Origin of the sequence: Wolbachia endosymbiont (group B) of Villa cingulata, assembly GCF_964028285.1 — a bacterium.
In the GTDB taxonomy this organism is placed as follows: domain Bacteria; phylum Pseudomonadota; class Alphaproteobacteria; order Rickettsiales; family Anaplasmataceae; genus Wolbachia.
Map to the genome: position 1 here is coordinate 604,543 of NZ_OZ034766.1, position 19,178 is coordinate 623,720.

17 protein-coding genes, 1 tRNA gene and 1 pseudogene are annotated in these 19,178 nt (G+C 34.3%); 11 read left to right on the forward strand and 8 right to left on the reverse strand.

Annotation, left to right across the window (positions count from 1 at the left end):
• Positions 1–3: 3 nt before the first annotated feature.
• Together ABWU52_RS03100 and ABWU52_RS03105 are read right to left on the reverse strand one after the other, a co-directional pair.
• Positions 4–882: an IS3 family transposase gene (locus tag ABWU52_RS03100; RefSeq protein ID WP_353277659.1), complete on the reverse strand. Its 879-nt coding sequence runs from the start codon at positions 880–882 to the stop codon at positions 4–6.
• Complete coding sequence (locus tag ABWU52_RS03105) at positions 858–1,157, reverse strand: transposase (RefSeq protein ID WP_064085359.1); 300 nt, start codon at positions 1,155–1,157, stop codon at positions 858–860. The genes ABWU52_RS03100 and ABWU52_RS03105 overlap by 25 nt, the downstream gene beginning before the upstream one ends.
• A gap of 94 nt (positions 1,158–1,251) precedes the next feature.
• On the opposite strand from ABWU52_RS03105, the gene ABWU52_RS03110 reads away from it, so the two are divergent.
• The gene (locus tag ABWU52_RS03110) at positions 1,252–1,899 is read left to right on the forward strand and encodes a hypothetical protein (protein WP_353277702.1); all 648 of its coding nucleotides are present in this window, start codon (positions 1,252–1,254) and stop codon (positions 1,897–1,899) included.
• A gap of 29 nt (positions 1,900–1,928) precedes the next feature.
• Positions 1,929–2,579 (forward strand): VirB8/TrbF family protein, encoded by a 651-nt coding sequence (locus ABWU52_RS03115; protein ID WP_353277532.1) that lies wholly within the window; start codon positions 1,929–1,931, stop codon positions 2,577–2,579.
• Positions 2,580–2,593: 14 nt separating this feature from the next.
• Here ABWU52_RS03115 and ABWU52_RS03120 read toward each other — a convergent pair whose 3' ends face one another.
• Together ABWU52_RS03120 and ABWU52_RS03125 are read right to left on the reverse strand one after the other, a co-directional pair.
• Positions 2,594–4,081, reverse strand: a complete 1,488-nt coding sequence (locus ABWU52_RS03120) for a proton-conducting transporter membrane subunit (protein ID WP_353277534.1) — start codon at positions 4,079–4,081, stop codon at positions 2,594–2,596.
• 347 nt (positions 4,082–4,428) lie between these two features.
• The gene (locus ABWU52_RS03125; RefSeq protein ID WP_353277536.1) at positions 4,429–5,871 is read right to left on the reverse strand and encodes a replicative DNA helicase; all 1,443 of its coding nucleotides are present in this window, start codon (positions 5,869–5,871) and stop codon (positions 4,429–4,431) included.
• A gap of 102 nt (positions 5,872–5,973) precedes the next feature.
• On the opposite strand from ABWU52_RS03125, the gene ABWU52_RS03130 reads away from it, so the two are divergent.
• From ABWU52_RS03130 to ABWU52_RS03150, 5 genes are all read left to right on the forward strand, one after another.
• A tRNA-Leu gene (locus ABWU52_RS03130) sits at positions 5,974–6,056 on the forward strand.
• Positions 6,057–6,079: 23 nt separating this feature from the next.
• A complete protein-coding gene (locus tag ABWU52_RS03135) occupies positions 6,080–6,682 on the forward strand; it encodes an RDD family protein (RefSeq protein WP_353277537.1) in 603 nt (200 codons plus the stop codon).
• A gap of 96 nt (positions 6,683–6,778) precedes the next feature.
• On the forward strand, positions 6,779–9,193 hold the full coding sequence (locus ABWU52_RS03140) for a lipase family protein (protein ID WP_353277539.1): 2,415 nt from the start codon (positions 6,779–6,781) through the stop codon (positions 9,191–9,193).
• Positions 9,194–9,370: 177 nt separating this feature from the next.
• Complete coding sequence (locus ABWU52_RS03145) at positions 9,371–10,696, forward strand: dihydroorotase (RefSeq protein WP_353277540.1); 1,326 nt, start codon at positions 9,371–9,373, stop codon at positions 10,694–10,696.
• Between the two features lie 84 nt (positions 10,697–10,780).
• Positions 10,781–11,965, forward strand: coding sequence for a ribonuclease D (locus tag ABWU52_RS03150; RefSeq protein ID WP_353277542.1), 1,185 nt, complete (start codon positions 10,781–10,783; stop codon positions 11,963–11,965).
• Here ABWU52_RS03150 and coaE read toward each other — a convergent pair.
• Complete coding sequence (coaE, locus tag ABWU52_RS03155; protein WP_353277544.1) at positions 11,955–12,533, reverse strand: dephospho-CoA kinase; 579 nt, start codon at positions 12,531–12,533, stop codon at positions 11,955–11,957. The two genes, ABWU52_RS03150 and coaE, sit on opposite strands and share 11 nt — an antisense overlap.
• Positions 12,534–12,668: 135 nt before the next feature.
• Here coaE and ABWU52_RS03160 point away from each other — a divergent pair, with 135 nt between their 5' ends.
• From ABWU52_RS03160 to metG, 3 genes are all read left to right on the forward strand, one after another.
• Positions 12,669–14,072 (forward strand): NAD(P)H-dependent flavin oxidoreductase, encoded by a 1,404-nt coding sequence (locus ABWU52_RS03160; protein WP_353277546.1) that lies wholly within the window; start codon positions 12,669–12,671, stop codon positions 14,070–14,072.
• Positions 14,073–14,153: 81 nt separating this feature from the next.
• Positions 14,154–15,032 carry a hypothetical protein gene (locus ABWU52_RS03165; protein ID WP_353277548.1) on the forward strand — a complete coding sequence of 293 codons (879 nt, stop codon included), beginning with the start codon at positions 14,154–14,156 and terminating at the stop codon, positions 15,030–15,032.
• A 123-nt stretch (positions 15,033–15,155) separates the two neighbouring features.
• Entirely contained in the window at positions 15,156–16,685 is a 1,530-nt protein-coding gene (gene metG, locus ABWU52_RS03170) for a methionine--tRNA ligase (protein WP_353277550.1), read from the forward strand.
• Between the two features lie 463 nt (positions 16,686–17,148).
• Here metG and ABWU52_RS03175 read toward each other — a convergent pair whose 3' ends face one another.
• Positions 17,149–17,292, reverse strand: a complete 144-nt coding sequence (locus tag ABWU52_RS03175) for a hypothetical protein (RefSeq protein WP_353277552.1) — start codon at positions 17,290–17,292, stop codon at positions 17,149–17,151.
• Between the two features lie 405 nt (positions 17,293–17,697).
• Positions 17,698–18,072, reverse strand: a complete 375-nt coding sequence (locus ABWU52_RS03180) for a hypothetical protein (RefSeq protein WP_353277554.1) — start codon at positions 18,070–18,072, stop codon at positions 17,698–17,700.
• A 219-nt stretch (positions 18,073–18,291) separates the two neighbouring features.
• On the opposite strand from ABWU52_RS03180, the pseudogene tnpA reads away from it, so the two are divergent.
• Positions 18,292–18,738: pseudogene (gene tnpA, locus ABWU52_RS03185) on the forward strand (IS200/IS605 family transposase).
• A 56-nt stretch (positions 18,739–18,794) separates the two neighbouring features.
• On the opposite strand, the gene ABWU52_RS03190 reads toward tnpA, so the two are convergent.
• On the reverse strand, positions 18,795–19,133 hold the full coding sequence (locus tag ABWU52_RS03190; RefSeq protein WP_353277556.1) for an outer membrane protein assembly factor BamE: 339 nt from the start codon (positions 19,131–19,133) through the stop codon (positions 18,795–18,797).
• Positions 19,134–19,178 lie beyond the last annotated feature (45 nt).

A 19,178-nucleotide genomic window follows, 5' to 3' on the forward strand; every position in this document is an offset into this window, starting at 1 on the left:
TTGCTATGAGAATGATGAATCAAAAAGCTCAGGAATGCAATAGTTAATAGTAGAATGTCTACGCTGTTTATTATAAAAAATTTCTATATATTCAAATATTGCGGTTTTAGCTTGTTGTGCAGAGTGTTGTGAAGTATCAATGAGTAACTCTCTCTTAAGTGAACTAAAAAAGCTCTCTGAAACAGCATTATCATAACAACAACCTTTGTGACTCATACTAGAAGTAATATTTTTTGTACTTAGTAAAAATTGATAATTTTTAGAGGTGTATTGCGATCCTTGATCGCTATGAAATAGTAGATTTTTAGCAGATTTGCGCCTACCAATAGCCATGAATAACGCATCTATAACTAATTGCCTATTTACTGCATTACTCATTGACCAGCCAATCACCATGCGTGAATATAAATCTATTATTGCTGCCAAATATAACCATCCTTCATTAGTTTTTATGTACGTAATATCAGTTACCCATATCTTGTTAGGTTGATCAGCGATGAAATTCTGATTTAATATGTTAGGAGTTATAACTCTATTGTCTATTTGTGGTTTTTTACTTTTAAACTTTCGTCTAAGCTTAGCTTGAATGCCATTTTTCTGCATAACATTTTGCACTGTTTTGATGTTATAATTTTTACCTAAAGCCTTTAATTCAGCGTGAATTTTAGGAGCTCCGTATCTGCATTGTGATGCTCGATATACCTTCTGAATATCTTGTATGAGCTCTTCTCTTATTGATTTTTTGTTGTTTTTTTCCTTAGTAATCCATTTATAATAACCACAAGCAGATACGTTCAAAAATCTGCATGATTCCCGTATTTTATAGCATTTTTTATGTTCTTTTATAAAAGAATATTTTACTCTTTTTGGTTTGCAAAATATCCCAGGGCTTTTTTTAAAATGTCTCTTTCCCTCGTTACTCTTGCCAGCTCTTTCTTTAAATCAAACTTTTCTTTGTCACAATGAGCTACTTTCCCTTTTCCTGGAAACGCATCTACTCCAGACATTCTATCATTGTATGTTTTTACCCATCTGCTTAATGAATCACCGCTAATACCCAAATCTCTTGCTATTTTTGCTGATGATTGACCTGTTTCTTTTACTAGTCTTATAGCTTCAATTTTGAATTCTGCTGTATATTCTTTTCTTTTTGTCATACCACACCTCTTTGAAAAAACGTTTTATTTTACTTCAAAAACGTCTTAACTTTCTGTCTACTTTTTCTGGGTAAGGTCAGGGCTATCAAGTGGCATCTATGAGGCAAATTTTAAGCTAAACAAGTCAATCAATATAGCTACTTTGCCAAAAATTGGCTATTATATGCTCAGTAGTGAGCTTGTTGTACGTAATCATATTACGAAAGAGGAAGTAAAGATCCCTAGAGATTTTCATTATCTTAAAGTTGTTAAATCCAATCACGATGATTGTAAGTTAACGTTTTGTAATTTTTTAGGTAATGAGTTTTTTGAATATAAAAAGTATGATCCACAATATTCTGGTATCTCAGATGAATATAAATTCGTGGATTTTGGTAGTGTAAAAAAGACTAATAATCTAAAATTTAAGGAGTATGTTGGTCATGCACCTAAGTTTTTTGCTGTAGAAGGCTCTATTGAGCCTGGATCTGAAAACCATGTAATTGATCTATTTGAGCTAGTAAGAGACGGTAAAGGCAAAAAAGTGGGAACACTTGCTGATGAATTTGGTTATTTTGATGATCAAAATAAATTACACTACTATAATTATCACAAAAGTGCAGAAAGTAATACTTATGATCCTGAAAACTTCAGTGTAAAAATGATAAATTTAGATGTGAAGAAAATTGATAAATTTCATCTTATTGCAGAACAAGGTGATATAATCATTCATCCTATTTTGGAAAATTTAGACATATTTTAAAGTTTTTTTAGAGTTATTATAATTAGGTTATGGAAGTTGAATCAGTAAAAAACAAAAGTTATTTCAGGAAAGCAGTAGAATGGTATTGCCACAGATACCTGTTCTGCGTTGTAGAAAGATCTTGGATGGCGTTAATAGCGTTACTTCTCTTAGTATGTTTGTTTTTATCATTACTAAACATATACCTATTACTTCCTGTTAAAAAAGATTTAAATTTTGTGAAGTACACGAACCACACAGAAGATGAGTTTTCTACAATACATAAACTTAGTTTTAGTGAAAAAGAAGATGAATACACTTCCATAGCAAGGTACTTGGTAAGTCAATACGTTGAAGCATACGAGTCCTCTCAGATCGTTGAATCAAAGTATCAAGAAAATTTTATAAAAAACAATTCTACATATAAAATCTATCAAGACTTTCAGGAAAAAGTAAACAATGAAGCTGTTTCATCCACAAGAAAAATTACCAACACAAACGTAACAACACTATCTATTGACCGATCGATCAAGGACTTAGTTACATTTGCTGGAAATGCAACTGTAGTTTTTGCAGCTGAGCAAAATAAGAAAATGAAAGACTATGCTGTGGAGGTTAGCTTTACTTTATCAAACATGAAAGCAACTCTAACTGGTATAATACCATTTAAATTTATTGTTAACGGCTATAAATACAGGTGATTACATTTAAAAAATTACTTGGTAGCTAAAAAAATAACTAAAGTGCATACAGCAGTAACAACTGGAGGTAAAATTAGAAGCATTGGTGTCTTTTTAATAAAATAATTTCTAGAAGGTTTTAAGAAAAAGGCATTGTAAATTATCGGTAAGAAGTATAGAGCGTTGAGTATAGTACTGACAATTAACACCAGAGCTACAAATACAGAAAGTGTTACATTACTAGAGTTAAAAACAGCTTGAAAAATGAAAAATTTGCTCCAAAAAGTCGGAGCAGGTGGTACCCCTATCATGGACAATGCACCTATAGTAAATGCTATCATACTAATTGGCATACTACGTCCTATACCGTGAATTCTATCTATGTATTTCTCACCTGTTTTCGTTATTATTGCTCCAGCAGTGAAAAACAAAGTGATTTTTGCAAATGCGTGGCAAACTAATTGAAAAATTGCAACCCTCATGCTGAGCTCACTAAAAATTGAAGCAAATAATATAATGTAGGACAACTGAGAGATGGTAGAATAAGCAAGCAATTTCTTTAATTCCTTTTGTTTTAACGCAATCAATGATGCAGTAATAATAGTAAATCCAGCAGCGTACGGAAGCCATCCTCCAGCAAACCAACTTTGCTGTGCAAAACGTTGCATATTATCGACGCCGAAAGTGTATAATATAACTTTGATAATGATGAAAACTCCGGATTTCACAACAGCAACAGCATGTAGTAGTGCGCTTACAGGAGTTGGTGCAACCATTGCTTTTGGCAACCAAAAATGCATTGGCATTAATGCAGCTTTTCCTATTCCATAAATCAGCATAGCAAAACACACTGCAATAAAAGTTATGAACGAAGTATCAAACTTGAATATTCCACCTCTTACAAAGTCTAAAGTATGGAATTCATTATATAAGAGGCCTATTGCAGGAAAAAATAACACTAAAGAAGAGAAAAATAGTAAACCAAAGTAATAGCGTCCTGCAATTACTGATTCATTTGTTGAGTTGTAAGTAATCAGAGGGTATGTACTAATAGTTAGAAGCTCGTAAAAGACAAATGTAGTGAGCAAATCTCCAGAAAAAGCAATAAACATTGCACAGCTAATCGCTATTGAAAAAAAGCATAGAAAACTCGAGTAGTTACTATCAGCATAGTTATTTCGCATATAACATATTGCATACATACTGGTTAGTACCCACAAAAATGATATTAATAAACTGAATATTGCTCCACTAGACTCTAACTTTAAACTAATATGCAAATTATTACCAAAGTCCATGAGAATAAATTGAGAATGATCACCATACACCAAATATAAAGTGCATAGAGATGTATATGCAAATAGAAGCATAGAAGAAACAACAGTAATGCTATTGTTCACTCTGGGCCATTTACTAGTAAAAGAAATAGCTAATGCACTTAAAAGTGGGATCAACGCAGTAATTAACAAATAATTCTCAGTAATAAAAAGTGGCAAGGAAAGAGATATTAAAACAAAATCCATTAAGTAATTCATCTTTCTGTTTAGGTAAAGCTAAAATTATATTCAAGTTATAGAGAATTTGCTATTTTTTAGTTGTATATCGGAAGTGTTAAATAAACCATACGCATCAAGTTAAGAAAAAGTGGCGTAAGGAAGAAAGGAAATAGGAAAAAACTATTTTATATATTAAGTAATAAAGTTAGTAATTTATAGATCTTTCTAAAAAATTATCTTATCCTAGATAAGAATTTCCTAAAAAAATAAATGTAACAAATAAAATGCCAATCTTAAATATTGCTATGTTTCACGATAGCTTCTTAATTTGGCACGTATGGTTTGTTAAACACTTCCAGAATTACTCAAAACCGCTACAGACTATATCTTTCTGTATAATCTTTAAATGCACCTCTATTGGAGTCAAAATGTAGCTTCACACTGCCAATTGGCCCGTTTCTTTGTTTTGCAATGATCAGCTCTGCAATATTTCTAATTTTCTCCATTTTCTCTTGCCACTCTCGATGTTTATTACTTCCTTCATTTGGTTGCTTTCTTAATTCATAATATTCTTCTCTATAGAGGAACATTACTATATCCGCATCCTGCTCTATGCTTCCTGAATCACGTAAATCAGAAAGTTGTGGTTTTTTATCATCCCTTTGCTCAACAGAACGAGAGAGCTGTGATAGTGCAACAATGGGAATATTTAGTTCCTTTGCAATTGCTTTTAAACCCTGCGTCACTTCTGAGATTTCTTGCACTCTATTTTCACTACTCCTTTTTGTTGTTCCTCGAATTAACTGCAGATAATCGATAAAGACCACCTCTACATTATATAGTTGATAGAGAAGACGTATTCTGGTACGAAGAGCACTAATTGATAATGCAGGAGTGTCATCTATGATGAAAGGTAATTCGGATAGATCTGTACTAGCATTAATGAATTCGTGTAATTCAAAATCACTAATTCTCCCAGTCAGTGCCTTATAATAACCAATGCCTGAATCTATAGTAATCAATCTTGCAGTCAATTGCTCTGCTGACATTTCAAGTGAGAAAAACGCTACGTAGTGTTGTTTATCTGTTCTTTTTTGCAAAATCTTACAAGCATTAAGTGCGATGTTCAGCGCCAATGCTGTCTTTCCCATTGAGGGCCTTGCAGCTATAATTAACAGATCAGATTTCTGCAAACCACCAAGAAGCTGGTTTAGGTCTTGAAGTCCGGTTGTAATACCTAGAGCCTCTGGGTTATTCTTCAGCTTGCTGATCTTCTCAACCACATCTTTAATTGAACTTGCAAGCTTTATATATGTCTTATCACCTTGCTTTTTTACTGCTAAGTTGAACAACTTTGTCATTGCCTGCTCAATTTGTACCTGTGCAGGATTTTCAATATCGTAGTTGTAACTATCGTCAACTATCTCCTGCCCGAGCTTGATTAAGCATCTCCTTAAATAAGTATCACGGATTATTCTGGTCAAGCTATAGATATCAAGCGCAATGCTTGCCTTTGCTGCAAGTTTTGCTAGGTACTCAACTCCACCACATTCGGCAAATGCTTTATCATTTTCAAAAAACATCTTTAGGCTTAGTTCATTGGCGACTATGCCGTGTTTTCTGGTTTTAGATATCTGGGTAAAAATGCTTTGATGTAGTGGATCATAGAAATTATCTGCTGTGATTATGTCTTCAACTGCATCACAAATTCTATTATCTCGAATCATTGCACCAATGAGCATTTGCTCTGCTTCTAAATTGTGTGGCAATTTACATATTTCTTCTCTTGAATCAATAAGATTAGCTAATTCATTCATTTTAAGTTTTCAGAGTAATGATTGATTATTGTAGAATATTCAGTCCTTACTTAAAAGATAAAAAATTTGACTAATCTTGTATTGCTTATAGCATTAAAGTAGGCCCCTGTGGTGGAATGGTAGACACAGCAGACTCAAAATCTGTTGCTTGCAAGAGCATGCTGGTTCAAGTCCGGCCAGGGGCACTCAAACATTGGAAAATGCATATATGTTACATAAATTTTTTAATCGTTTATTTTCCATTCTTTCTTCTATAAATGCTATTCAAAAAGTGAAAAAGGATGATAATGGAATATGCTATGTAACGGGACTTAGACGCTATTTGTCAGTGCTGCTTGATTTAATCATCATCGTTTTATTTTTGCAGTTTTGCGGTCAGGCCTTAAATCAACTCTTCATGAGCTCGGAGAGCAGTAAAATATTAGGCCAAATTGCTGCAAAATATCAAATGCAGGTGCCACTATCTGCAGAGGAAACAGCAATGCAGAGTAAACTAATCAAGTTACTAATTCTAAATCAAATAGTTCAATTCATTATGCTTTTTAGTTATGTGGCATATATGTGGATAAGGTTTGGTGCTACACCTGGAAAGTTATTACTTGGGCTTAGAGTTGTGAGTGCACAAACTTTTGAAAAATTGACTCTAAAACAAGCAATAAAGAGGTTTTTTTCCTTTATATTGTCAACAGCACCACTATTCTTGGGTTTTATATGGGCAAACTTCGACAAACGCTGCCAAACTTGGCACGATAAGATCGCAGACACAGTGGTTGTCATAAATAAGAGTCTTAAGCGTGATAAAATGAACTAAATTCGTTAAAAATAAGAAAATTTTAATAGCTTTATTGATTCATTTTAGTATATCATTAATTAATGATATACTAAAATGAAATAGTAGGTAAAAAATATGCCAAGTATTACCCATGGTCAAAGTATGGATTCTATTAGCGATAGTATTGTACATATTGGTGGTAATGAAATAAAAGAATGCGCAATTGAGGCGCTAGAACCATTTAAGAACGAATTAGAAGCTCAAAGTTTTAACCTTAATGGGCTAGGAACTTCTGACCTAGTTAAAGCATGGAAGAAGATAGAAGATTTTAAAGATGCTGAGTTAAAGAATGCTTCTGACCTTGCTGATCTGATAAAAGGGCAAATTGCAGGATTTGATGAAGAAAAATTACTAGAAATGTGTACCTTCAGCAAAATTTCCTATGGTAATGTGGATAGAAAATTAGAAAAAGGTAAATATAAAACTAAAAGACAGTTTGAAGAAGAAGGTTATCAGATTATAAGATTTTACGACAATGATCTCATCGAAGACAAGTATTCTTTGGATACTGATTATAAATTAGAACAACATGATATTGGCTATGCTTTAACTGGTAGCAATTCATATAATCGAGATGCTGGTTATATTTTTATTAAAGATAAGGAAGTAATTATAGCTTATCACGGCACTCGTGATTTAAATGATGTAAAGGAAGATCTTCGTGCATCTTTAGCTAAATTGTCATTTTTACCTGAAGATCATCGTGTCCATTCTGGTTTTTACTCTTTATTCAAACGCTCTTGGCCCAGTGTGCATAAGATATTAAAAGGGCATGCTAATGATAAAGGATTAGCAATCAAAGATTTGAAAATTAATGTTACAGGTCATAGCATGGGGGGTGCTCTTGCTAGTATAGCTGCTTTATGTCTTAATAAAACAGAAGATGCCGAAGATGTTCATGTTGCAACTTTTGGCTCCCCAAGAGTATTCTACAATGGTGCAGCTGACGTTTACGATAAGTGTCTTGGAAATAAGACTATTAGGGTAGCTTGTCAATCAGATCCGGTACCATGTTTGCCACATGGTAATGCCGGTATACACTATAAACATGTCGGTAAACCATTAAAATTAGAAACGGGTAAAACTCTAGAGTATTTAGAGCCACACTATCATAAAATTGACACCTATTATAACCTTATTCAGGAAGTACAGCGGGAAAATTTTAAATCAGATAATAATCTATCTAAGTATCGCCATATTGCTTATATTTGTGGCCTATTTTACCATGCAGTTTTGTCATATGTCGATGTGGATGATAAGGAATTCTTTGAAGAAGTCAGAGAAGAAAATAAAGGCATTAAGTTTTCTGAGATACCAATTGAATATGCTCCAAAATTAGAAGAGAAAATTAAACGACTAGAACAAGAAGTAGCTCAGCTTACTAACGACAAAACTCAATTAGAGAAAAGGTTAAAGAATATACAACAAAGCTTGGCTGAAAAAACTAAAGAGCTAGATGATGAAAAAGGAAAATTAACACAAGAACAACAGAAGAATAGTAAACTCGATGGTCAAGTAGATCAACTTACTAAAGAACTTAAAGGGATAAAAGATCAGCTTGTAGGAAAGAAAGCAGAGCTGGATGAACAAACTAGAAAAGTAACCAAGCTTAACAGTACTATAGATGGGTTTAAGGAAACAAATGCTGAATTAGGAAGAAAGAATAATAATCTAACTAGTCAATTGGAAAAATTTAAGAAAGCAAAAACTAAGCTAGAAGAAAAGGTAGAATTTGCAGAAAAAGAGCTAAAAGATGCTAAAGCTCAACTCAGAAAGAGTGAGGGAGGGCTAGATGTTACAAAGAAAAATGTTTCACAATTAAAAGAAGAGCTAGAGCAAGCACAAAAAAACTTAACTGCAAAAATAAAGGAATTTAAAAATGTAGTTGATAAGTTGCAGAAAGGATTGAATGAAAAGACTAGCGAAGCAGCTCAGCTTAGGGAAGTAAAAGTTCAACTTGAACAGGAAAATAGTAATTTGGCTAGTCAAGCAAGGGAGCTTGAAGGGAAGGAAAAAGTGATTAGAGAGCTAAATGATCAAGTAGCTCAACTATCTGCAGAAAAGACTCAACTGGAAGGGCAGTTGAATGATGCAAGGCAAGATTTGACTAATAAAATTAATGGAATGATTCAGCTCAAAAATGAAAATAATGATCTGAGGATAAAGCTTCAGGAATCTGAAAATAAAAGTGAAGTACTAGAGAAGAATCTACAGAAGCAATTTGAAAGCAAGAATGAAGAGCTCAATGAAAAATTCTTGAAAGCAAAAATTCATAGTAAAAGGCAAGGTAATTATGCCTCTGTTTCTTTTGTATTATCTGGAGCATTTACTGTTGGTGCAAGTTTAACAATGCTTCATTTAGCAATGTGTATTTCTCTTGCTATAGCTGCATTAACTTTGCTTGCAGTAGGATGTTACTGTTCTTATAAGGCAAATACCGCACTTAATAATGTTAAAATCGAAAATGATAGTTATAGAATAGCTGCTTGAGTATTAATTTAAATATTCTTCAGAGCTATAACTGCTTTTTCATGACGTTCTTCTGTAGTGCGAATAAAATCATCATAACCAAAGTTCATTATTGCTAGTTATTATACCATCACTTTAATTTGGTTGTGTTTTACTAAAAAAACTTTAGATTTATTTTGTAATTGATACTTAAATATAATGACACAATCTTGGAATTTATTGCAGAAAGGCCAAAAGGAAGGCTATAAAATTGCGTATATCAATGCTCGTATTATTGACCCGGAAACTAAACTTGATATAAAAGGTTCATTATTGACTGAAGGGGATAAAATTGTTGATTTTAGCGAATCATTACTTTCAACAAGTGGAGTTGATGAAACAATAGACTGTAAAGGGCTTGCTCTAATGCCAGGCCTGATTGACATTCACGTGCATTTTCGTGAACCAGGTCAAGAGCATAAAGAAACTATACATACGGGTAGCAAATCTGCAGCTGCAGGAGGCGTTACAACTGTAGTTTGTCAGCCAAACACTGTTCCAGCAATTGATAGTGTTGTCTTGGCTAAATATTTGAAATATAGAGCACTTGAAACTTCACATGTGAATGTTGAATTTTACGCCAAAATTACCACTTCGGAAGAAAAATTAACTGAAATGGCGCTTTTAAAGGAAGCAGGTGCGGTTGGGTTCACCGATGATGGTATGCCAGTTATGAATCCAATGATTATGAGACAGGCACTGCTTTATTCAAGTATGCTTGGTGTTCCTATTGCTCAACATGCAGAAGATTTAAATCTATCTGCTGGTGGCGCAATTAATGAGGGTAAGATTTCTGAAGAATTGGGAGTAAAGGGAATCTTGAGTGCATCAGAATCGGTTATGGTAACTCGTGATATACTACTAATGAAGGACATAGAAAATGTACACTACCATATTTTACATGTCTCTTCAAAAGATTCACTTGATGCTATTAAACGAGCGAAAGATTTGGAGTTAAATGTTACATGTGAAGTAACTCCTCATCACTTTACTTTAACTGAAGATATAGTAAAGCAACATGGAGCAATCGCAAAAATGAATCCGCCACTGCGTACAGAGGAAGATCGTTTAGCTATGATTGAAGGTTTAAAGACAGGTGTGATTGATTGTATTGCAACCGATCATGCTCCGCATGATCTTAGTTCTAAAGATTTGCCACTTGAAAATGCTGCATTTGGTATTATTGGCCTTGAAACAATGCTGCCCATTTCACTTGAACTATATCACAGTGGACAAATGGGTCTACTTGATGTGCTTGCAAAATTGACATATAAGCCTGCAGATATCATACATGCGCCACGTGGCCGCATACAGAAAAACCTTGCAGCGGACTTAATTTTAGTTGATTTGGATCATGAATGGAAAATTAAAGTTGACAACTTTGCTAGTAAATCAAAAAATTCCCCTTTCGATGGACGCAAAGTGAAAGGGCGCGTAATACGTACCGTTGTGTCTGGCAAAACTGTATATTTACAGAAGAGTTAGTTATCATATAGTTGTGCTTTGAATTTCAACCAATTGTAGAGATTGAATATAAGTGGTAAAATATAGCCACTGAATAAAAAATATATGCTAATTAGTACGATATCGGAGCTGGAGAATGCATGTGAAGAATTGATGGCAAAAGATCCAAAATTTATAGCAGTGGACACAGAGTTCATTAGAAACAATTTAACCTACTATCCTAGATTATCACTAATTCAAATTTCTTACGGAGAGAAGAGTTTTATTGTAGATGTGTTAGTACCGGGAATTGACTTATCGCTTATTAAGAAAATAATGCTGAATCGAGAAATAACCAAAGTTTTTCATAGTTGTCGGCAAGACATAGAATCCTTACTCACCGTGCTTAAATGTGTTCCTACTCCCATTTTTGATACCCAAGTTGCTGCTATGTTTTGTCATTATTATCACGACTTTATTGGTTATTCAAAAGTAGTAGAGCAATATCAGGGGGTAGCGCTGGATAAAATTAAAGCTAAAAATTCAGACTGGTTAAAACGGCCATTATCTGAGGATCAATTAGATTATGCAGTAAATGACGTGATACACCTATATGACCTACACCAAATATTGTGCAATAAACTTGAAGAAAATAATAGGATGGGCTGGTTTCAAGAAGAGATGGAATCAATAGTTGATGTCAATAAGTATTTGCATAATCCAAAAGATGCATGGAAGAGGATTAAATTTAATTATGAAGCAAATCCAAGGTTGATGTTAACTGTTAAAGCAGTTAGTGAGTGGCAAGAGACCTTAGCACAGCGTTACAATATAAATCGTAATAAGGTAGTCAATAATGCCGTAATAAATGGTTTAATTGAAAAAAACGTGGAACATATTGATGACATTTTAGATGACCTTAAGAGAAACACAAAAAATATAAAAGAGGAAGATTTATTAGAATTTATAGATATTTTCAATGAGAATGAGAAGGAATTTGTGCAGCAAAATTATACTCTGTCAGATAATTATGATAAATCTGTATTTGATATACTCTCGATTATTTTGGAGAGCAAATGTAAGGAAAATAACATATCGAGAAAGTTAGTTTCGTCAAAAGATGAGTTAGCTGGATCAATATCTGGGAAGATAGATAAATTGTTCAAGGGATGGAGATATGATTTTTTTGGCAGATCAGTAGAATCGTTTTTGAATGCAGGCTCAAGGTTTGAAATTTTAATGGTAAAATCTGCTGATAGTACAGCTAAAATTCGGAGTAATCTCGTGAAAAATAACCGTATCACGTGCTGAGGTCTAACGAGTTTATTATGTCGTTCACTTGAGAAAAAACATTTGCGCTGCTATTGATGATGAAGTCACTCATTTGCCTTTTTTCTTCAATAGGTAGCTGAATACTGGACATTAGATCTAGCTTTTCTTTATCCGTATTACGCTCACTAATCCTTTGAGCTTGCACAACGCTATCTGCATGGATAAAAACAATAAAATCGCAATACAAATGGAATCTCGTTTCCAGCAGGAGTGGAATGTCTAGAACTAGAAGTTTTCTGTTGTTTTCTTTCTCATGAGCAATAAAAAATTCTAATTCATTTCGCACAGCGGAATGTACTAAAGATTGGAATTGCTTCCAATTTTCATCATAGGCTAAAAAATATTTAGACAATACTGTTCTATCAATTTTTCCATTTACTACTACCCCAGGAAATTTTTCTTCTGCATAACTTATTATGTTTTTGTCCACTTTATAAAGCTGGTGCACGACAGAGTCAGCATCAAACAAAGCGGCACCAAATTCTTTAAAGCAATTGGCTACAAAGCTCTTTCCGACTGCAATTCCACCTGTTAGACCTATTATCATATATCAAAGACTTCTTAAAAAGAATATGTGCCGTAGCTGTTATGTCTACTTAAAACTGAATTTGTGTGCATTAAAAGAAAAGCTATTATTTTTTTAGCAATTAAGTAAAATAGAGTGAAAGATTAAGAGGAAATTTTGAAAAATAAGATAAAAAAGATAGCAATTTCAGGGAAGGAAGTATGGCCAATCATCGAGGGCGGTAAAGGCATTGCAATCAGTAATGGAAGATCAAGTGGGGCATTTGCTGCAGCGAATGCTGTTGGTACATTTTCTGGTGCAAATGCTAAACTTATCGATAATAACGGCGAGTTAGTGCCACTAATTTATAAAGGTAAAACAAGAAATGACAAACACAAGGAGTTAATTGAGTATAGTATCGAGGCTGGAGTTAGTCAAGCAAAAATAGCGAATGAAATATCAAAAGGCCGTGGAAGAATACATATGAACGTGCTTTGGGAAATGGGAGCAGCAGAGCAAGTCCTTCATGGCATATTAGAAAAAGCAAAAGGCTTAGTTCATGGCATCACTTGCGGTGCTGGTATGCCTTACAAGCTCGGAGAAATTGCAGCTAAATATCAAGTTTATTATTACCCTATTATCTCATCGGCACGCGCTTTTAAAGCGTTATGGAAACGTGCTTACCAAAAAATATCTTCTTTTTTACTTGGTGGAGTAGTATACGAGGATCCTTGGCTTGCTGGTGGTCACAATGGACTCAGTAATAGTGAAGATCTAGAATTACCACAGGCTCCATTTGAAAGAGTTGCAGAGCTTAGATCTTTCATGAATGAGGTTGGTCTTGCTGAAACGCCAATTGTTATGGCGGGGGGAGTGTGGCATTTGAAGGATTGGGAACATTGGTTTGAAAATTCACAAATCGGACCAATAGCTTTTCAATTTGGTACTCGTCCGCTTTTGACGAAAGAAAGCCCGATTTCTACAGAGTGGAAAAAGAAGCTACTTATTTTAGAAGAAGGTGATGTATTTTTAAACAAGTTTAGTCCAACAGGGTTCTACTCATCTGCAGTAAAAAATAACTTCATACGTGAGTTACAGGAACGAAATTCACGTCAAATAAAATTTTCAGAAAGTGCGAGTGGAGAGTTTAATAATGAATTTGCAATAGGTAGCAGAGGTAGAAAGATTTACCTCACTGCAAAAGACAAAGAGCTAGCAAATGCATGGATTAAAGCAGGGTATATAGAGGTAATGAAAACTCCAGATGCAACTGTTATTTTTGTGACACCAGGCAAATTTGCGGAGATAAGACAAGATCAAATTAATTGCATGGGATGTTTGAGCCATTGTCTGTTTAGCAATTGGAAAGATCATGGTGACCATTCAACAGGGCGAAAGCCAGATCCACGGAGTTTCTGTATACAAAAGACACTGCAAAACATTGTACATGACGGCAATGTTGAAAATGAACTCATGTTTTCTGGACACAATGTTTACAGATTTAAGCAAGACCCATTTTATGAGAATGGCTACGTACCGACAGTAAAAGAACTGGTGGAAAGGATATTAACTGGGTATTAGGTTATGGTTGAATTGACAAGTAAACTTTACTTTGTTATAATAAATGTTTATTAATTTAATCTTAATTTAGGGGGAACTTTTATGCGTGATAGTGTTTTAGAAAGGTATGCACTTGCCTATATAAAAGAAACTGGCAGTGACAATGGTGTTCAAGAATTTTTACGTTCTCGTGGTATGCAAAATATTGAGAACTGGAGTGATAAAAATTTTGAAAATGCGTATAAGGAATTTAAGCTCAGTAATCTAACTAATGAGCAGCACAGTACAGAATATGATAGAAGCAATAGGCAACAACCTACAGACCCTCAAGTCATACATATACATAATAGTAGTAGAGGTTTAGATTTTTGGGATTATTTTCTACTTCGTAGCCTGTTTAGTGGTAATACTACAGTGATAAATAACCTTGGTTCCGGTAGCAGTAACCAGCCAAACAGAGAAGATAAGAAAAAAGACGCAGAAGACAACAGGAAATTATTAGCTTTAGGGATAGTAGCTGTAGTTGCGTGTGTTGCTTTCCATGCTTTAATGTGTGTGTGGTACAACAGCAGCGAAAAAACGGCTAGAGAATCAGAAAAGGTAGATTACCTGGATAATAAACTTAAAATGTTCAGAAATATAGAATTTGCAGTTGGTGCAATTTCTTTAGCAGCTTTGGTAGGTTGCGCTATTAACCCAGTCTTACCAGTTTGGGGTTTAGTCATTCTTGGCATTAATTCTCTTGTGTGTCTTGCTGGTGGTGTGGCTTTTCATATGAAACATGAGAAAGAGTCAGAAAATATTAAGAAAGCTGAAGAAGCGGTAGGTAATTATCGTAGAGATCCTTCGTATCGTGAACCACCACCTGCTTACTCTCCTCAAGATCCTAATGCTGCTCCAAGTGCTCCTCCTCAAGGTGTATTTAATAATCCTTACCCGGAGCAATGTGTTGGAGGTTATGGACCTTACTCTAAAGCGTAAATCACTTACAGGATACCGCTGCAAAACGCAGCGGTATAATGGCTTTTCAGATTGCTTGTACGATAGGATATATATTGATTTTTATTACTAGTGCAGATACGATAAAGCTTTAAACAGTACAAAATGGAGCAATTTGAGAGCTTTTACGTCACTACGCCAATATATTACGTAAACGACAAGCCACATATCGGCCACGCATATACTTCCCTTATCTGTGATGTTACAGCTAGATTTATGAAATTAGCTGGAAAGAACGTCAAATTTACTACTGGTACAGATGAACATGGACATAAAATTGAAAAAGCGGCTAAGGTAAAGGGAATAGAGCCAAAAGAATTTACAGATGAAATAAGTGTTACGTTCAGAAAATTGGCTGAGCTAATGAACTTTGATTATGATGATTTTATTCGCACCACAGAAGAACGTCATGAAAAAGCAGTTATAGCTCTATGGAATAGGCTTGAAGAGAGAGGGCAAATATATCTGGATTCTTACTCAGGTTGGTATTCAGTTCGTGATGAAGCGTTTTATCAGGAATCAGAGTTGATAGATGGCAGAGCACCAACAGGTGCTGAAGTTCAGTGGATAAAAGAAGAGAGCTACTTTTTTCGTTTGTCAAGTTGGCAAAATAAATTACTAGAGTTATACGAAAATCAGCCGAATTTCATCTTTCCTGAGAGCAGAAAAAACGAGGTGGTATCGTTTGTAAAATCAGGACTTACTGACCTTTCGATTTCTCGTACTAGTTTTAATTGGGGAATAAGAGTACCAGGGAATGACAAGCACGTAATTTACGTTTGGATAGATGCGCTCACTAACTATCTCACGTCAATAGGCTTTCCTAATATAGAAGATGAGGAATATAAGAAATTTTGGGCAAACTCTTTTAACGTTCATGTAATCGGTAAAGACATATTGCGCTTTCATGCTGTATACTGGCCAGCGATTCTTCTTGCAGCAGATTTATCACTGCCAAAGCAAATTGCAGTTCATGGTTGGTGGCTAAACGAGGGAGAAAAAATATCCAAATCCCTTGGTAACGTTATAGATCCAATTGGTCTGGCAGAAGAGTTTGGTGTTGATCAACTGCGCTATTTTCTCCTTCGGGAAGCAAGTTTCGGTCAAGATGGTAATTTCAGTAAGAAGAACATGATCAGCCGCATAAACTCAGAGCTGGCAAACAATATAGGCAATTTAGTGCAAAGAACAATTTCATTTCTGCACAAGCAATGCTTTGGAGTTGTACCAGTGGTCGATCGCAATTTGCTTAAAGATGATGAGAGTTTACCAAATTGCAAAGCCATAATTGATCAAGTAATGGATCATCTATCAAAGTATGAATTTAACCAGATTATACTCCTGATTATCAATATCTCTTCCAAGGCCAATGCTTACATAGATAAAAGTGCACCCTGGACGTTAAGAAAAACCGATAGAAAGCTCATGGATTTAGTAATCTACAAATTACTGGAATATATAAGGATAATTGGCATTTTGCTGCAGCCAATTGTTCCCAAGTCAGCAGAAATGATACTTGACCAATTACAGATCCCAAAAGAACAACGTAATCTACAATCTCTGTGCAATGCGTGCGTAAGCTTAGGTGTTACATTACCTAAGCCTACGCCGATTTTTTTGAGGTTTGATATTTAAAGAATCCTTAGTAAGCCGTTACAAGACTAGACTGAGTTGGCCGTTCTGTAGTTAGCCTTTTTAATTCAACAGAGTCAAAAAAAGTCCCTTGGCGTTTTGATGTATCTATACCGTTATCTACTTTGGAAGAAATGATTGAGATGCACCGAAATTATTTTTAGCACTCTTAAAAGAAGAATTTAACATTTCGTGAGACTCATCAACTTTACTTTTCAACATAGTCTGTGGAGTAGGTACATGGTGAGCAGATGGTAAATTTACAGTAGAATTACCATCAGCTTGGCCTAGATGTGCCTGCTGCTCAGATAATCCAGAAGCAGGATCTAAAGTACATACGAGAGTTGTGGAAACAACTTTGATGCTAAAGCTGCTACTATAACTGATGCGTACGTTGCAATACTACTAAATTTTACAATCTGAGTTGTTCTATCTTTTAGTTTCGGTTAATCACCTGTTTCTTTTGCTACTGCATGCAATTTTGATTGCTAAGAGCTTCAGAATCTAAAACTTCTTCTTGATTTCTTTTTTTACGCTCTTGATGCATTTTCTTAGCATCTTCATCAGAATTAATAATGTATTCTACCTTTTTATCTAGTTGTTTTTGCATTTTAGCTTTTTCTTTGACATTTTGAGCATCTAAACAAGAAGAAGTAATTGTTAGCTCTTTGCAGTGCAGCTGAAAGCGCAAAAACTAGAGCAGAAAATACAGCACCACTAATAATAAATGGAAGGCCAACACTTAACGCTGCAACTGGAGCTAAGAAACTAACATAAGGAGCTGCAGCAAACACTCCTGATGCTAACAAAGTTGCTATAGCTAAAGTTACTACCCCTTTTTTACAGTAAAGGTAGCAAAAAAAGCTACAAATCTATGTAGTATTTAAATTCGCTCCTACTGGGACCTGAACCTAATCCACTACAACATATCAGAAAACATTATCTCTATTTTTTCTGGTTACACAATGAATTTTTTCTCAGCATAATGATTATGAGATTGCTTTTTAGCTTGGTTTTACTCAACTAAAGCTAAGTTATTAGAAATTACCTGGTTTATTTGAGCGTTAGCAATATGAGTATCTTGTTGTTTACATTTAGTACAATACATAATAGATGCAGCAATTAAGGCAATTTGATTAAAGTCTTTGTTATAACCTTGGTTAAATCCTTCACTGTAGCCTTTTTTGTAGCCCTCCATATAACCATCTTCATAACTTTTTTGTTGTGCAAAAAAATCATAAGCGTATGTAAATAATGCTCCTCCTGCAGCGTAAAATATACCCTGTATTCCAGGTTTGATTATGTCTGGAACAAGCCTAACGCCATTCTTTATTTCTTGTACTATAGAAATTGTTGTTAAGTTCTTTATGTTAAAATCATTGATATTCATTGCTTTTTGTAAAAAAAATTAAGCTATATACTTTATATCTTAACATTAATTTAGTTTTAAAACAAATTAATATTTTAATATAAGTTTTCTCTTTTGTAGAGAATCTGCTTTTTCTTGTTTTGTATGAACTTAGAAAATTTTTATTGTCCCAAATTTGGGAGAAAAACCCTGGACCATCCTTTTAAGAATATAATTTTAAGGTGAAAAATCTCAAAGAATGTGGAATATTATAGAAAAAGCAGTCACTCTGTATATATATCACATAGTGTGGATAACAAAATATCGATATCCAGTATTAGTTGGAGATATTGGACAGAAAGCTAAAGAAGTTGTACAAGAAGTATGTGCAAATAATCAAGTAGAGAGGTAGAGTTGCGTCAACATGTATACGTTTCTGTACCCCCATACTTGAGTATTAGTAGGTTAGTGCAGTTAATAAAAGGAAAAAGTTCCAGAAAAAAATCCAGCAAAACTTTCCAGAGCTGAAAAAAAGATACTGGGTTATGGGCATTTGTCAGGAATAGCGGAAATTTAACTGACGAAATGATAAAAAATTATATTGAAAATCACTCTAAAAAAGAAGATAAATTTGGTAAGTCGAAAGTTAGCATTATATGCCCTCTCTCAATCTTTGGATTTCAATCCATAGTGGTTGAATCTAAATAGGTGAATTTACGTTACCTAAATTAGTTACTTGTGATGAAAAATAGATCAGCAAATTTTCAGTCAACAACAGCTAAAGACCTTTCTGCAACGTTGATTTCTCTTATATCTGTAACTTCGTCATTCTGATTAAACGAAATTTGCAGAGACTTACTACTGTACTTCCTTTTTCCCAAGAAGTTAGCTTGTTTAATTTTATATGAGACATAGTACCAAACATTTTCGTCGAACTTTGATACTAATGTTGGCAATCCTAAAGTATGAACCACTTTTTCTCTATCATCACCTACTTTTATTTTGCTCCACAGTTCAACATTAATGCCAGGAGCTCCGTGATTGTGAATAGTGTGAGTGCAGCTCACTGTAAATAATAAAATAAAAGATATTAATACTCGCATTTTGTCAATTAATTATTTGAAATCATAATACACTGATAAACTATC

What these genes read in the sequence shown, in the direction of transcription:
- ABWU52_RS03105 (WP_064085359.1), bottom strand. Translation starts at nt 1,157, where the DNA reads ATGACAAAAAGAAAAGAATATACAGCAGAATTCAAAATTGAAGCTATA.
- ABWU52_RS03115 (WP_353277532.1), top strand. Translation starts at nt 1,929, where the DNA reads ATGGAAGTTGAATCAGTAAAAAACAAAAGTTATTTCAGGAAAGCAGTA.
- ABWU52_RS03120 (WP_353277534.1), bottom strand. Translation starts at nt 4,081, where the DNA reads ATGGATTTTGTTTTAATATCTCTTTCCTTGCCACTTTTTATTACTGAG.
- ABWU52_RS03125 (WP_353277536.1), bottom strand. Translation starts at nt 5,871, where the DNA reads ATGAATGAATTAGCTAATCTTATTGATTCAAGAGAAGAAATATGTAAA.
- ABWU52_RS03135 (WP_353277537.1), top strand. Translation starts at nt 6,080, where the DNA reads ATGTTACATAAATTTTTTAATCGTTTATTTTCCATTCTTTCTTCTATA.
- ABWU52_RS03140 (WP_353277539.1), top strand. Translation starts at nt 6,779, where the DNA reads ATGCCAAGTATTACCCATGGTCAAAGTATGGATTCTATTAGCGATAGT.
- ABWU52_RS03145 (WP_353277540.1), top strand. Translation starts at nt 9,371, where the DNA reads ATGACACAATCTTGGAATTTATTGCAGAAAGGCCAAAAGGAAGGCTAT.
- ABWU52_RS03150 (WP_353277542.1), top strand. Translation starts at nt 10,781, where the DNA reads ATGCTAATTAGTACGATATCGGAGCTGGAGAATGCATGTGAAGAATTG.
- coaE (WP_353277544.1), bottom strand. Translation starts at nt 12,533, where the DNA reads ATGATAATAGGTCTAACAGGTGGAATTGCAGTCGGAAAGAGCTTTGTA.
- ABWU52_RS03165 (WP_353277548.1), top strand. Translation starts at nt 14,154, where the DNA reads ATGCGTGATAGTGTTTTAGAAAGGTATGCACTTGCCTATATAAAAGAA.
- metG (WP_353277550.1), top strand. Translation starts at nt 15,156, where the DNA reads ATGGAGCAATTTGAGAGCTTTTACGTCACTACGCCAATATATTACGTA.
- ABWU52_RS03175 (WP_353277552.1), bottom strand. Translation starts at nt 17,292, where the DNA reads ATGCAAAAACAACTAGATAAAAAGGTAGAATACATTATTAATTCTGAT.
- ABWU52_RS03180 (WP_353277554.1), bottom strand. Translation starts at nt 18,072, where the DNA reads ATGAATATCAATGATTTTAACATAAAGAACTTAACAACAATTTCTATA.
- ABWU52_RS03190 (WP_353277556.1), bottom strand. Translation starts at nt 19,133, where the DNA reads ATGCGAGTATTAATATCTTTTATTTTATTATTTACAGTGAGCTGCACT.